The organism is Pseudomonas sp. SWRI81 (genome assembly GCF_014268545.1).
Taxonomy (GTDB): domain Bacteria; phylum Pseudomonadota; class Gammaproteobacteria; order Pseudomonadales; family Pseudomonadaceae; genus Aquipseudomonas; species Aquipseudomonas hamedanensis.
The window spans coordinates 21,393-35,140 of sequence record NZ_JABWQS010000006.1 but is presented as its reverse complement, the minus strand read 5'-3'; the positions used below and the strand labels follow the sequence as shown (position 1 = coordinate 35,140).

The window sequence follows — 13,748 nt, the reverse complement described above, 5'->3', positions numbered from 1 at the left end:
ACCGTCGGGCAAAAGCGTCATCAGCAATGGGCGTTTTCAGTCGTCACGCCACGTGCCGGGAGTGATCGGCACGGCGTTCTCCATGAACATGCGTCGCTAGCCTGGCACCCGATATCTTCAGCAGTCCGGGTGACAAATTCCAGCGTTCAGGGTTGAACCGTTGCAAAGGGTAGCGCACATCGCCATCGGCGCGATGCGATGGCGACCGTGGCCGCACCCGGGAAGGCGCCAGGCGCGTGTCGACGCACCTGACGAGTGCTCGCGGTCATCGAGCAAATGCAATCTCACCGCGTGGGCCACAGGCCGCACGCGGTGTGGTCAGCCGATCAGCGGTGATAACGCCGCACCGCGCTGCTGTTGCGCAGCACGTGGCCTTTGATTTTTTCCATCAGCTCGGCGCGGGTCAACCCGGCCGGCAAGGCGTCGGGGGCCAGATCCAGCGCGTAGATCTGAATGATGTAATGGTGCGCGCTGTCGCCCACCGGCGGGCACGGCCCCATGTAATGGGTGTTGCCCTTGCTGTTGGTGCCGCCGACACCTTCGAGGCTGGATTTTGCACCGACACCGGCCGCAATCTGGCGCGTGCCGGCTTTGATGCCGTAGTGAATCCAGTGATCGACGCCCAGGCCTTTCTGGCCGTCCGGGTCGTGCATGACGATCGCGTAGCTCTGGGTGCCGGCAGGGCCTGCGTTCCAGCTCAGCGCCGGCGACTGGTTCTTGCCGCCGCAACCGGGCGCATCGCTGGCCGCCGCCGAGGTGAACAGGCGGTTATCGGACACGCCCGGGATGCTGAGGGTGAAACGCTCCTGGGCCTGCGCCGGGAACTGCACGCAAAGGGCGACGGCAACGGCCGCCAGCCAAGGGTTGAGAGAGGTCAATCGGGTCATTTCCGGGAGCACCTTTGTGCAGTGGGGCCGTCGTCGGCCTGCAAACTATAGCGGTACCGTTCGTGCCGTGGCAGTGGCAAATGGCTGAACCTCGCGCAGCCACGCAAACTCACAAGAGAAATTGCCCGCGAGGAAGCCAACGATGTCCCTGCACCGTGTCGCCCGTTTCACCGATGTCCCGCAAGACCGTGGCCTGCAAGTCGAAATCGGCGACTGCAAGATCGTTCTGTTGCGTGCCAACGGCCAGTTACGTGCGTTTCAGGGCCTCTGTCCCCATGCCGGGGCCCCACTGGCGGAAGGCGCGCTGTGTCATGGAAGGCTGATCTGCCCTTGGCACAAAGCTGCATTCCGCGCCGAGGACGGCGGCCTGTGCGAGCCGCCCTCGCTCGACAGCCTCAAGCGCTATCCTCTGGAGTTGCGCGGCGATGACGTCTGGGTCGATGACCAGCCCCTGCCCGATCCACACACCCCGCCGGCTGACGATCCGCGCACCTTCGTGGTGGTCGGCGCAGGAGCGGCAGGCACCGCTTGCGCCGCGGCCCTGCGGGAGAAAGGTTTTGGCGGGCGCATCGTGTTGATCGACGGCGAAGCGGATCCCGGCTACGACCGCACGGCACTGAGCAAATTCGTTCTCGCCGGGCAGATGTCGCCGAAAGAAGTCCCGCACCTGCGCGAAGAGGCGTTCTATCAAGCGCAGCGCATCGAACGGGTGCAAGGCGAAGTCAGCGCACTCGACGCGCAAGACAAAATCCTTAAGCTGAGCAACGGCGGCACCCTGCGTTACGACGCCGCCGTGCTCGCCACCGGCGGCGCGCCCAATGCGCTGCAACTGCCCGGCGCCGAGCTGACCAACGTCTTCGTTCTGCGCTCCAAGGCCCACGCCGAACAGCTCATGAATACCGCCAGGCCTGGCCAACGTGCAGTGATCATCGGCGACAGTTTCATCGCCCTCGAATGTGCGTCGGCCCTGCGCCAGCACGGCCTCGACGTCACGGTGCTGGCGCGGCATGCAACGCCTTTCGCCGCGCAATTTGGCGAAGCGGTGGGTCAAGCGATTCGCGCATTGCACGAAGAGCACGGCGTGAAGTTCATCATCGGCCATGAAACCACGCAAATCCTCGGCGAAGACAAAGTCGAGGCGGTGTTGCTGGACAACGGGCTGCGGCTTGCCGCGGATCTGGTGCTGGCCGGTATCGGCGTTCATCCGGCCACCGAGGCATTCGCGTCGTTGCCCAGAGAAGACGACCAGTCGTTGCGCGTCGACGATGGCATGCGCGTATGCGAAGGGCTGTGGGCCATCGGCGATATCGCCACGTTCCCCTTGGGCGGTCAGCCAACACGCATCGAGCACTGGCGCCTGGCCCAGCAACACGCGCGCATCGCCGCCGCCAACATGCTCGGCGGCGAGGAACATTATCTGGATGTTCCGTTTTTCTGGACGAACCACTTCGGCAAGAACTACGACTATCTCGGACATGCCGAAGAATGGAACGAAGTCGAGTTCAGCGGCGAGCCGCAGAAACCGCCGTTCATTGGCCTGTTCGTGAACAACGGCCTCGTCGTCGCGGCGGTGGCATGTGACAAGCAACGCGCGATGGCGCTGCTGGCCGAGCGGATGAAGCAACCTTTGCGGATGAAAGAGGCCTGGACGCTGATTCAGGCCTGACATTGATTCCTACAGGGCGCCGGCGCCGCTGTCGTATCAATCAGGCCAGCGGATTCAGCGGCTCGCGATTGTCGTCTTTCTCGGCATGCACAAAGATCACCCGCGGATGCTGCAGCGGCGCCAGCGGAGGTGGCAATTGCTCCGGCTGCACCGGCCAGAAATGCGTTTCCACGTGACTGATGTCACCCTCCTGATCGTTGTGAATGGTCATCACCCCGGGGGTGCGCAGCTTCTGGAAACGCTCATCGCACAGCTTGAAACTTTTGCTCAACCCTTGATCGTCGATCACTGGCGATGGCAAACGGCGCTGGGCAAAACTGCGGCTTTTGCGCTGTTGATAACGCGCCCAGCCGATCAGAATCACCGCGTTGACCAGCGCCACCCAGAGATAGACCTGCAAGGTCCCCAGCGCTTCGAACGCCGAGTTGTCGATACGCGGTCCGCCGGCGTGGGTTTCGATCAGCGGCCAGAGCCCGCGCACCAGCAAGAACAACAAGCCAATCCATGCCAGCAGGGTGAGGATGACATCGATCACCACCAGAAATGGCCGCTGACGAGTCCGGATAATTTTCATTTGATGACCTCTTCCTGGTCGTCGCCAATCGGTTTGATACCCCGGTCAGGGCTGACCCAGCGCGCACGTTTCTGATGTTGGCCGAACAGAACCTTCGGAAAGCTGACCAAGGTGGTCAGCAGACTGACAAGCCAGAACACCAGCGGATACCAGACCACCCAGAACATGGTCTTGCCCAGGCCCGGTTCATAACGACGGTCGATGACAATGCTCACCGCGAACTGCACCAGGCAGACAAACGCCAGCAGCAAACCGGTAAACGCCGGCGGCATCAGATGATCCACGGCAATGGCGTCCGGCATGACCACGAACTTGCCCACGGCCCAGAAAATCACCGACAGCAAAAAGGTGAACGCCCAACCGGTCGAGAGGCAATATTCGAACAGCAAGGGCCACAGGTAACGGTGCCGGTACTGCCAGATGCCGCGAATGTTCTTGAACAGCACCTCGGCGCCGCCCTGGGCCCAGCGCAGACGCTGCTTCCACAGCCCGCCCAGTGTCTCGGGCATCAGAATCCAGCACAGCGCGCGTGGTTCGTAGAAGATGCTCCAGTGATCCAGTTGCAGCTTCCAGCTGATGTCGATGTCTTCGGTAATCATGTCCGGGCTCCAGTAGCCCACGCGGTTCAGCGCGGTACGCCGAAACGCGACGATCACTCCCGACACGGTGAAGATCCGCCCAAACACCCGTTGCGTGCGCTTGATCAGGCCGATGATCGATGAGAACTCGCCGACCTGCACCCGGCCGACAAGCGTCGAACGCGTCCGAATTCGCGGGTTGCCGGTCACCGCGCCAAGACGGGCGTTATCCAGCATCGGCGCGACCAGATAAGCCGCAGTATTGGGCGCCAGCAATGCGTCGCCATCGATGCACACCAGATATTCACTGCGTGCAGCAATCGCGCCCATGCGCAGGGCGACAGCCTTGCCCTGGTTTTCCGCCAGGTGCAGCACTCGCAGACGCGGGTCCTCTTTGGCCAGGGCGTCGAGCACTTCGGCCGTGTTGTCCCTGGAGCCGTCATTGATCGCGATAACTTCGATGTTCGGGTAATGCTGGGCCAGCGCCGCATGAATGGTGTCGGCGGCGTTGTCGCCTTCGTTGTAGCAAGGGATCAGGATCGAGATCAGCGGCTCGCCTTCCAGTGGCGGCGGCAATGTGTCGTCCTTCCAGGGCCAGTGACGTTCCCAGTGCAGCCAGAAATACAGGCCACCGGCAATCCACAACCCGGACATGAACAACGGATAGAAGAACACGAAGTCCATCAGGAACTGCCCGGTGAGCAGAAAGATCAGCCCCAGTGGCACGCCGAGGACAATCGCCAGAACAAGCAGGGCTAGCAGTCTATCCAGCATGTTATGGATTCCATTTATTGGAGAGCGCAGGCCTGACGGTTTTCAGGTCCGGCAGGTTGTCGAGGAAGTTGTCCGGGTAGTAACCGAAACTGGTCGCGCCCTGACGTTTCAGACGCCCCATCCAGTCCGCCAACTGCGCGCCATCGATGTCGGCCTGATCCTTCTGCGTCCAGTCCCGTGCCTGCAATTCGAACACCGTGCGGTTGAGCGCACCCGGACGTTGCTTGACGGTTTCCACCAGTTTTTCCAGCCATGGGCCGGACTGTCCCCGGGTCTGTTTTTCCATCAGCGGCATGGCCATCGGCGCCGTCCAGTCGTAGGTGGCGAGGAAGTCATCGAGGTTCTGCGCGAACCACGCTTCGCTGTCGGGATTGAGCATCGGCTCGGCAAACAGGTTGCGCGCGGTCAGCACTTGCGGGCCGCGAATCGCGCGAACCCTGGCAGTGAGTTCGTTGGTGAAGTCGATCAGGTAACGGCTCTTGAAGCGCGTCCAGCGTTGCATCGCCGCCGGATCGTCTCGCAGCGCAGCAATCGAGCCCGGCAATCCCTGAGCAGCGTAGGCCTTCAGGGCGTCAGGGCTGGCGTCTTCGAAATCCGAGAGCAGCGCATCGTCGTGGTAGAGGATGCCGTCGACCGAGGCCAGGCGCGCCACGTCCTCGTAGATTTCACCGACGATTCGCCGTACCTCGGGATTGAACGGCGACAGGCGTTTGTACTGGCTCGGATCCACTGACGTGACGCCGGTTTGCGGATCCCAGCGGGTCACGCGTGGCAGCTTCGAATCCAGTTCGAAACTGAGCACCGGCATCCACGCATAAACCTTCACATGCGCACGGGTGCGCAGTTGCCAGGCGACGCGGTCGAACAGATCCGCACGCACCGGCAAGTGACGGTTGGGGAAGTACAACGAGCGCACCAGGCCGTCGCCCTTCGGATCGGCGAAGGCTTGCAGAAATACCGTGTTGGCGCCCATGTCAGCCATGCGCTGCACCAGTTTGCCGAGGTTGATGTCCTGCTGCGCCGGGTCCGGGTCGTACACATTGTCCAGGTCGACATGCACCACGCGCATGGCCGATTCGGCCTGCACCGAGACGATGCTGTTGGCGAAATGCTCGCCGTCGGGGTCGGAGGCAACGAGGAAGCGCGGAGCGCTCATCAGGTTGTCGAGGGCATCGAGCCCGTCGTCCAGGGTCAGGGCCATTTCATAGCCCTGCTCGCCCACCACGGCCAACGACGTGCCGTCTGCCGCACCGTATGGCCAGACCCAGACTCGCGGTCGTTTCCCGGTGGCCTTGCGGATTTTCTCCGAGATGTTGTTGACGTCGGTGCGAATCCGCGCCTGGAAGTCGGCTTCGGATTCATAGCGTTTGCTGACCGGATCGTAGCGTCGGGTCGCAGCGGCGGGCTGCAGGTTGCCCTGCGGGTTGGCGAGAATGCCTTTGTGGTTGGCATCGGTGTGCGCGGCGATTTCCACCAGCCCGGATTGGGAAATCTCGCGCACCTGCTCCCAGGTCAGAAAGTCGGAACGCGCACGCGGTGTGCCGGCGAAATCCACCGGCTGGTTGAGCGGCGTGTCGACCCAACTGCCGACCGGCGCCAGCAGCGCATGCCAGTTATAGGCACGTAGCACCGGCAATACGCGGGTGTAGAAGCTTGCATAACCGTCGTCGAAACTGAGCAGAACCGCTTTCGCCGGCAGCTGTGGGCCGCCCTTGCGCGCCGCCATGATCTGATCGACCGTGACCGGCTGGTAGCCATTCTCGCGCAGCCAGGCGAGCTGCTCGATCAGGCGCTCGGTGCGCACCGCCACCACCGCCTGATCGGGGTCGCGGTCTTCGACATCGTGATAGGCGATGCCCAGTACGTGGTTTTTCGGCCACGGTTTTTCACTGGCCGGCACGGTCCGTTCGGCGGGCGGCACGAAGGCCGGGGCTTGCTGGGCGCAGGCGCTGATCAGCAGCGCTCCCAGCAAAAGGATGAAACGCGAAATCAGAGGCATCTTCAAACTCTTCTAGAAGCGGAAAGTCAGGTCGACGAGCAGACGCAGATCGGTTTCCCGATCACCGTCATAAGGGCGGTTGATCACGCTGAACAGGCCGCCCACCTCGAACACATCGTTCCAGGCATACCGTTGCCCATAGCCGAGCAGCGCCATGCCACCGGTACCTTGCTCACGCTGGCTGTACGTGCCCGCGCCGGCCTGGAATTGCTGGCTCCAGGCGGTTTCGTAGCGGTGATAGAGCACGTGATTGACGTTGACCAGCGGCATCACGCTGAAGTCGGATTTCGGGTTGAAGTACGGCACGTCGTCGGATTTGGAGTTGTGGCTGGTGCCGACTTCCAGACCGGCGTCGACCTGCAGGTTCGGCGCGCTGTAGACACCCTCGCGGCCGGTGAGCAAAGCTTCGACGCGGTTGTTGCCGTCACTGAAGTGCGACGGGCTCACCGACAGGCGCCATTCGCGACGCTCGTTGGCGCGCCAGCGCAGAAACGCACTGCCGCCATTGGCCTTGATGTCACTGTTGAGCGCGCGCAATGGCGTCTCGGCGGACAAGTATTCGAGGCTGCCGCCGTACTGCCAGTGGTCGTTGATGTCGCGGGCAATCGCCAGGCGTGCGCCCTGTTTGTCGCCAAAGCCGTAATCGTGATTCGACACTTCGGCTTCGAGGGTCATGTCGCGGCTGCGCCGCTCCAGGCCGACCCGCTGGAAGCGGTGGTGGCCGGTGCCTTCGGCGAAATCCCCGGTGGCATAACCGGCGCCGGCAAACACGCGCCAGTCTTCGTTGATTGGCGGACTGTAGAGCGTGCTCTGAATGCCGAAATCACGGCTGCCGCTGACGGCACCGGCATCGCTGCTGCCACCGCCGTTGGCCTTGCCGCCGTAGGCTTCGACGCGCAACTCGGCCATGTCATGGACTTGCCGTTCGCGGGCCAGACGCTGCACCTGCCGATTGTCCGGGTTGCGCGCCACGACGTCGTCGGTCAGCGCATCGTTCTGCCGCCATTCCTGCAGCTCCATCGCGGTGCGCGCTTGCGCCACCTCCAGGCCGATGTCGCGCGGGGCGATGCTCTCGGTTTCCTTGAGCTGGTTTTCCGCGCGGCGCGGCCATTGCCGGGCCAAGTACAGGTCTGCCTGGGCCAGACGCAACCCGAGGTTGCCCGGGGCCTGATTGACCAGGGTCTGCAAGCGCTCCTCGCCGTGGGGCAGGTCGGCGCTGTAGGTGCCGGCCTGCGCCGCCAGTTGCTGGGCGTCCATCCATTCATCGTTGGGGTTGCCGATCGGCAAACCTTTGAGTTCGACGCGCGGGCGCTGGGCTTTCGCCGCGTCTTCAGCGACCTTGCGCGCCTCGTCGGCGCGGTCGCTTTCGAGCAACGCGTAATACAGCGCCGTGGTGTCGACGAGCCGATCGCCTGCATCGGCGTCCGGGGCCGCCAGCACCTGACGGTAGAGATCGGTGGCGGTGTCCGGTTGGCGCTGATCGAGGTAGGACGCCGCCACCCAACGCAAGGCATAGGTCGGAATCGCCACGCCTTCGGCTTGCAGTTTCTGGTACTCGTCGATGACATCGGCGGTGCGCGCCCGGGCCTTGAGCGCGCCCATGCGATCGATGCGCCAGCGCGTCACGTCGTCATGGGCCGTGGCATCGGGTGTCCAGGTGGCGAGCAATTTGTCGTAATCGGCCAGCGCGCGGTCGGCGATTACGTAGCGTTCTTTTTCGCTGCGCGTTGCCAGCTCGGCGAGGCGCACGCGCTCGGCCGCCAGATCGCCTTCGAGACGGCGCAGGGTCACCGCATCGATCAGCCCCGGCCGCTGTCGGGCCAGACGCAGCGCCGGTTCCGGCAGACGGGCCTTTTGCAGGGCAACCACGTATTCGCGGGCCACTTCCGGTTTGTTGCCGGCGCGGATAAACGCCTGATCGAATTCGAACAGCGCGTCGTACTGTTTGCCGGCGCGACCGAGGGCATAGCCCAGGGCGAGGCGGCGGGAAGGGTCATCAGGTTTCGCCGCCACCAGCGCCTTGGCCCGCGTCACGGCTTCGTCGGGTTTGCCGGCGTCGGCCTGAGTCAGCGCCAGACCCAGTTGCAGGTCGGCGTTGTCCGGCTCCCGTGCCAGGGCCTTGTTGTAAACCTCAGTGGCCTGATCCCAACGCTTGAGATTGCGATAGGCGCGGGCGGTGGCGGTCAGTGCCTGCACCGGCAAGACGCGGTCGCGGCCCTGGGTTTCATAGACCTTGATGACTTCGGAGTCGAACCCCGCCCAACTGGCGATTTGCAGGTGATCGCTGATCTGACCGTCGCTCGCCTGCCCCGGCGGCACCTGGCGCAATACCGTCAGCGCCGGCGTGTAATGCCCGGCACGGGCATCGCGGACCATTTCGTCGTAGGGCGTGTCGGCCAGCGCCAGCAACGGCCAGAGCAACTGGCTGCACAGGGCGACCCGGAACAAAGGGCGCAAACCACGATGTAATACAGGCACATCAATACGCGGCATTCGTCAGCATCCTTACATGGCCAGCCGGGTCACAATGCCCTCCTTGCCCATTCGTAACGGCGGCCGCGATGTGCAATCCACGGCCAGGCTTTAAAGCCGGGCAATCTTGCACGCAAGCGTAGTCGAAAATTCACAACACAATAATTGTTCAGAATCCTGCGGGCGGTTCAGCGAGGTCAGCGAAAACCGCGGTGGCGGACAGCAAAACGCCCGGCGCCTGTCAAACAGGGGCCGGGCGTCTTGATGACACGCGGTGGGGTTACTGCACTTGGGTGACGCCAGCGAACTTGCTCATCAGGAAGCTGACAAACTGCTCCACGGTCATCTTCTGGCCGTTGAATTCAACCTGATTCGCCGCGTAATGCAGCTTGGTCACGACGTTGGTGCCGTCGGCGACGGCCAATTGCGAACCGACCGCCATGCCAGCGAACATATCAGCCGCTTCCTTGGACTGGTCGACGATGGCTTTGGCGTCAGTCTGGCCATCGAGTTGTGCCTGCACACTGAGCAGATCGACCAGCATCGGCTTCGACACCTGGACGTTGAGGTCAAGCAGCGCGATCAGTTGCTTGCCTAGCTGATCCGGCGGCAGATCCATCGATTGCGGCTTGGTCAGGTCAATCACCAGATTGGCGCGGCTCTCGCCGTTGGCGGTGTTGAACGACAGGTTCTCCAGCGCAAACTGCGGCCCGGCGGCCAGCAGCTTCTGCAAATCGGCTTTGACTTGGGCGTTCTCAGCTTCGGTCAGATTCAGCTCCGGCGCCGGCAGGCCAACTGCTTCGGCCTCGGCTGCGGCTTTTTCGTAGGGCTGCAGTTTGGTCTGGTAGATCTGCATCAGCGACATCGTCGAGGCGATGTCGAGGTTTTTCAGGCTCATGGCCATGGCGGCCGAACCGATTTTCTTGTCGTTGAGCGTCACTTCGCCGATTTTGTAGTCGGCGCGGCCGGCGGCGTTGCTGCCGCTTTCTTCGGTGCGGTTCTTCATTTCGAAGTTCTTCACCCCAAGCACCGATTGCTTGGCGCCGAACGTGGTTTTGCTGCTGGTCACCTCCAGGGTGTTTTCGCCGGTGTAGTAGCCGAAGCTGCTCTTGGCCAGGTTGCTGGCCAGGGTCAGGCCATTGAGTTCGAGCTGGACCGGCGTCTGGTCTTCGGCCACGGTCACCAGCTTCAGGTTGTCCATGTAACCGTCAGCCTTGACCTTTTGCGCCTGAGCGCTGGCGGCGATGTCCATGGTCAGGCCAGAAAATTTCAGGCTCGACTGCTCATCCAGTGCGGTTTCGAACGGCAGCAGGTTGAGGGTGCTGGTGGTCGATTCGTCGTAGCCGATGTTGGTCACACCCTTGAGCGGCGCGGCGCCCTTGGTCGCGGCGAACCATTTTTCGGTGGTCGGGCTCTTTTCCAGTTCGTAGTTGCTGGTGGCCATGACCGGTAGCCATTTCAACGAGATCAGGCGCGAGAAGGGCAGCGGGCCGTGCTCGATGCGGTCGGTAAACAGCAGCTCGACCGGCGCGTCGCCGAACATCTCGCCTTCGCCCTTGAGGCGATAGTGCGCGGTGCTGGTGAACGTGTGGCGGTCCAGCGACACCAGCTCCAGCGAGGCACTGCCGTTGGAGCCGGCCATGGCGCTCTGCAGTTCCTTGTTGGCGTTGCCGACGGCGTTGTTCAGCACCCCTTCGATCTTGGTCCCGGTGTACCAGGCCCCGCCTGCGCTGATCGCGCCGATGGCAACAACAATTCCGAGAAGCACGCCTGCTGATTTATTCATGAATGACCTGATCGATTTCCGTGGCTGTGAATGGGGTCGTCTTCCTTGAACCCGGGATCGGGTCGCGGCTCGACTGTGCGCAATTGAGCGGTGGAGATTAGCACCGGGCGCGGGAGACGGCCCAATGATTAAAGGTTAAAGAGTGTCTATGGGGATGATGGACCATTGACAGGCCGGAAGAGTTTCGGTGTTTTCGCTGACGTCTTCGCGAGCAGGCTCGCTCCCACAAGGGCAGCACCGTACCTGTGGGAGCGAGCCTGCTCGCGAAGGCGTTTCTGTTATCGCGTGCGGGGTCGGGTGAGTGCCAGCAGGCATCCGCCCACGAGCAACGCCGCGCCAGCGACCCACAGCGGTGATGCCTGGGCTTTGGCCGAGCGCCAGCCGCCTTCGACGCGACGCTCGCCGCCGGGTGGATTGAACAGGTTGCCGGACGAAGTTGCCGCCGCCGGACTGCGGTTGAATCCCCATCGCGTCAGCCAGCCCGATACCTGCGGGAAGCCCGGCAGTACGAAGTGCGCAGCCCGCGCCAGTGTGGCTGCGGCGCCGACGGTGGTGCTGGGTTTCGGGTGAAGTGCGCAGTGGACCATCGCTCGGGCGACCCGGTGCGGGTCGTAAACGGGAGGCGGGGGCTTGAGCGCGTGGCCGGTAAAATTGGCGCCATCGCGAAAGCCCGGGGTGTCGATCACCGCTGGATAAATATCGCATACGTGAATGTCCGGGCAGCCGCTCAGTTCACCGCGTAGCGCTTCGGTCAGACCGCGCAAGCCGTACTTGCTCGCCGAGTACGCGGCCGCGTACGGCTGCGCCACCCAACTGCCCAGCGACAAGGTGTTGATCAAAACGCCTCGCTTCTGCGCCTTGAAATACGGCCAGACCACATAAGCGCCGCGCAGATAACCGAGCAAGTCGGTCTGCAGTACTTGCTCATGCACGTCGAGCGGCGTCTGCTCGAAGCTGCCCACTGCGCCGACCCCGGCGTTGTTGATCCAGATGTCGATCCGGCCATCACCAAACTCGGCTGCCTGGCTCGCCAGCGCCTGCATTTGCGCGCTGTCGGTGACATCGGTGCGGACCGCCAGCGCCGCCGCGCCGCGTGCGACACATTCGTCGACCACCTCGGCGAGGGCGACCTCGTCGCGCGCTGCGAGTACCAGCCTGGCCTGTTCGTCGGCGAACGCTTGAGCAGCGGCGCGACCGATGCCGCTGGAGGCTCCGGTGATTACCACGAGTTTGCCGGACAGTCGCGTTTTACGCTGTTGATTCGGTGGCAAATCATCGCGGCTGTGCGGCACCGCAGCCTCCGGTTCGGCTGTGGTCGGGTAGGGAATTTCATTGAGCGCAAGGCGCTGACCGTCACCGAGCGTCAGCGCCAGGTCCTCGATCTGGCCGACGCGTCGGTCGGGGTAGATCGGTTCGCCGGTCGGGTCGAGCTGGTCGTAAATGAAATCCTGGCCTTCGAGCCAGCCCACGGCCGTCTGCAATTCCGGGCCGAGGTAATATTTGCCATCGAGAAAAAAACCGGGGAACTGCGGCGCACGTTCAACGCTTTCAATGGCGTAGCACGTCCCCGGCTTCATACCGGTTGCTGGGGCGATCATGGGGCATTCCTCCACGGTTGGTTGGGCGCCGCACACCGGGCGCACAGCGTTGTTCCATCGGCATGAGGTGCGGCTGTGCGCCCTCACGATGCGCACCGAACGTCAGGGTGAGATCGGATCGCTGGCGGGAAAGGTTTCCTCGACCGCTTCGTCGAGTTTCGAATCGCTGACGCTACGTTCGCCCAGCTTCACGCTTCGTTCGCAATGACAATCGGCGGCCGGGCAGGGCTGCCCATCCGGGTGCAGATCGGCGCAGGCCTGGCTGCAAAAGCGCTTGCCGTCACGCTCGAATGCGCTGTCGCTGGGACAGTCGCACGTGCATTCCGGACACGCGCAGCCAGGGTTTGGCGGGTCGGTTGACATGAGGACCTCCTGATAAGCGGGTTCGGCGGTTAACTCAAAACGGCAGGGGAGCGAGGCTCCCCTGCAACCGGCGCATCAGCTATTGCTGTTGCGCCCACCCCCATGGCTGTTTTCGCCGCCCTTGCGTCCGGCCTCGGAAGCTTTTTCACGGTCATTGGCGAAGTTGCCGCCGCTGTTCTGGCCGCCTTTGCTGCCGGCTTCGGCTGCGCGTTGCGGATCATTTTTGAAGTTGCCGCCACTGTTCTGGCCGCCCTTGCTGCCGGCTTCGGCTGCACGTTCGGGATCGTTCTTGAAGTTGCCACCACTGTTTTGGCCACCTTTGCTGCCAATCTCTTGGTAGAACTCTTTGTCATGGGAAGCCGAAGTGGCTTCGCCACCTTTTTTACCCGCTTCGTTAACCGACATGCCGCCTTGTTTATCTTGTGCCATTTCAACTTACCTCATGTTTGTATGGGCAAAAAGTCGAACTTTGAGTGCTATAAAGATAGCGCCCTTGTTGTTCGCCAAGTGCCATGAAGTTGCGTGTTGCCGTTTTGCTTATAACGGTTGTCGCCAAGTTGTTTTATTGCTGCATAACTGTCTTGCCGTTTGTCTGAGCAGGAAGGTCATGGTTGGCGACGGGCTTGTTACGTTGCCAGCAGTGGCGGCGCAACTCACCGCGTTGCATCCGCTACCACCCCATGACCGGGTTCTGCTTATGACCTGTCAGCCATTGGTCGCAAAGGGCAGCCAGGCTGCCCCGGTTTCCCTTGCTCAGGATTTGCGACCACCGCCGTGGCTGTTCTGGCCTCCTTTACGACCGGCTTCGGATGCTTTCTCCCGGTCGTTGGCAAAGTTGCCGCCGGAGGCCTGACCGCCTTTTTTGCCCGCCTCGGATGCTTTCTCGCGATCGTTGGCGAAGTTACCCGGATTTTTATTACCAGTAGTCATGATAGTTCTCCAATATCGATTGACGTTTCGCTAGTTGTCCGTTTGTTGCTGCGGACAATTATTCCGATAACGCGACGGTGAGAAACGTTTGAAGATTTTTTATCAGACCCGATGAACGGTA

Annotated in this window: 11 protein-coding genes; 1 reads left to right on the top strand and 10 read right to left on the bottom strand. The window is 62.5% G+C overall.

What is annotated here, in order from left to right; genetic code table 11:
- Positions 1 to 326: 326 nt before the first annotated feature.
- The gene (locus tag HU765_RS05770; RefSeq protein ID WP_186548649.1) at positions 327 to 887 is read right to left on the bottom strand and encodes a YbhB/YbcL family Raf kinase inhibitor-like protein; all 561 of its coding nucleotides are present in this window, start codon (positions 885 to 887) and stop codon (positions 327 to 329) included.
- Between the two features lie 142 nt (positions 888 to 1,029).
- Here HU765_RS05770 and HU765_RS05765 point away from each other — a divergent pair, with 142 nt between their 5' ends.
- Positions 1,030 to 2,553 carry an apoptosis inducing factor family protein gene (locus HU765_RS05765; RefSeq protein ID WP_186619363.1) on the top strand — a complete coding sequence of 508 codons (1,524 nt, stop codon included), beginning with the start codon at positions 1,030 to 1,032 and terminating at the stop codon, positions 2,551 to 2,553.
- Between the two features lie 40 nt (positions 2,554 to 2,593).
- Here HU765_RS05765 and pgaD read toward each other — a convergent pair whose 3' ends face one another.
- The 9 genes from pgaD to HU765_RS05720 all read right to left on the bottom strand — a co-directional run bounded on the left by pgaD (position 2,594) and on the right by HU765_RS05720 (position 13,627).
- The gene (gene pgaD / locus HU765_RS05760; protein WP_186619362.1) at positions 2,594 to 3,127 is read right to left on the bottom strand and encodes a poly-beta-1,6-N-acetyl-D-glucosamine biosynthesis protein PgaD; all 534 of its coding nucleotides are present in this window, start codon (positions 3,125 to 3,127) and stop codon (positions 2,594 to 2,596) included.
- On the bottom strand, positions 3,124 to 4,479 hold the full coding sequence (gene pgaC / locus HU765_RS05755) for a poly-beta-1,6-N-acetyl-D-glucosamine synthase (protein WP_186548655.1): 1,356 nt from the start codon (positions 4,477 to 4,479) through the stop codon (positions 3,124 to 3,126). Before pgaC ends, pgaD begins: the two co-directional genes overlap by 4 nt.
- 1 nt (position 4,480) lies before the next feature.
- The gene (gene pgaB / locus HU765_RS05750) at positions 4,481 to 6,478 is read right to left on the bottom strand and encodes a poly-beta-1,6-N-acetyl-D-glucosamine N-deacetylase PgaB (protein ID WP_186619361.1); all 1,998 of its coding nucleotides are present in this window, start codon (positions 6,476 to 6,478) and stop codon (positions 4,481 to 4,483) included.
- A 12-nt stretch (positions 6,479 to 6,490) separates the two neighbouring features.
- Positions 6,491 to 8,971 carry a poly-beta-1,6 N-acetyl-D-glucosamine export porin PgaA gene (gene pgaA / locus HU765_RS05745; RefSeq protein ID WP_186619360.1) on the bottom strand — a complete coding sequence of 827 codons (2,481 nt, stop codon included), beginning with the start codon at positions 8,969 to 8,971 and terminating at the stop codon, positions 6,491 to 6,493.
- A gap of 259 nt (positions 8,972 to 9,230) precedes the next feature.
- Entirely contained in the window at positions 9,231 to 10,736 is a 1,506-nt protein-coding gene (locus HU765_RS05740; protein WP_186619359.1) for a YdgA family protein, read from the bottom strand.
- 278 nt (positions 10,737 to 11,014) lie between these two features.
- A complete protein-coding gene (locus HU765_RS05735; RefSeq protein WP_186619358.1) occupies positions 11,015 to 12,334 on the bottom strand; it encodes an SDR family oxidoreductase in 1,320 nt (439 codons plus the stop codon).
- A 102-nt stretch (positions 12,335 to 12,436) separates the two neighbouring features.
- A complete protein-coding gene (locus tag HU765_RS05730; protein ID WP_186619357.1) occupies positions 12,437 to 12,697 on the bottom strand; it encodes a metallothionein in 261 nt (86 codons plus the stop codon).
- Positions 12,698 to 12,772: 75 nt separating this feature from the next.
- On the bottom strand, positions 12,773 to 13,126 hold the full coding sequence (locus HU765_RS05725) for a general stress protein (RefSeq protein ID WP_186547943.1): 354 nt from the start codon (positions 13,124 to 13,126) through the stop codon (positions 12,773 to 12,775).
- A gap of 324 nt (positions 13,127 to 13,450) precedes the next feature.
- Positions 13,451 to 13,627, bottom strand: coding sequence for a general stress protein (locus HU765_RS05720; protein ID WP_039764047.1), 177 nt, complete (start codon positions 13,625 to 13,627; stop codon positions 13,451 to 13,453).
- Positions 13,628 to 13,748 lie beyond the last annotated feature (121 nt).

Excerpts from the sequence above, each read along its gene's own strand:
- HU765_RS05770 (WP_186548649.1), bottom strand. The coding sequence starts at position 887 with ATGACCCGATTGACCTCTCTCAACCCTTGGCTGGCGGCCGTTGCCGTC.
- HU765_RS05765 (WP_186619363.1), top strand. The coding sequence starts at position 1,030 with ATGTCCCTGCACCGTGTCGCCCGTTTCACCGATGTCCCGCAAGACCGT.
- pgaD (WP_186619362.1), bottom strand. The coding sequence starts at position 3,127 with ATGAAAATTATCCGGACTCGTCAGCGGCCATTTCTGGTGGTGATCGAT.
- pgaC (WP_186548655.1), bottom strand. The coding sequence starts at position 4,479 with ATGCTGGATAGACTGCTAGCCCTGCTTGTTCTGGCGATTGTCCTCGGC.
- pgaB (WP_186619361.1), bottom strand. The coding sequence starts at position 6,478 with ATGCCTCTGATTTCGCGTTTCATCCTTTTGCTGGGAGCGCTGCTGATC.
- pgaA (WP_186619360.1), bottom strand. The coding sequence starts at position 8,971 with ATGCCGCGTATTGATGTGCCTGTATTACATCGTGGTTTGCGCCCTTTG.
- HU765_RS05740 (WP_186619359.1), bottom strand. The coding sequence starts at position 10,736 with ATGAATAAATCAGCAGGCGTGCTTCTCGGAATTGTTGTTGCCATCGGC.
- HU765_RS05735 (WP_186619358.1), bottom strand. The coding sequence starts at position 12,334 with ATGATCGCCCCAGCAACCGGTATGAAGCCGGGGACGTGCTACGCCATT.
- HU765_RS05730 (WP_186619357.1), bottom strand. The coding sequence starts at position 12,697 with ATGTCAACCGACCCGCCAAACCCTGGCTGCGCGTGTCCGGAATGCACG.
- HU765_RS05725 (WP_186547943.1), bottom strand. The coding sequence starts at position 13,126 with ATGGCACAAGATAAACAAGGCGGCATGTCGGTTAACGAAGCGGGTAAA.
- HU765_RS05720 (WP_039764047.1), bottom strand. The coding sequence starts at position 13,627 with ATGACTACTGGTAATAAAAATCCGGGTAACTTCGCCAACGATCGCGAG.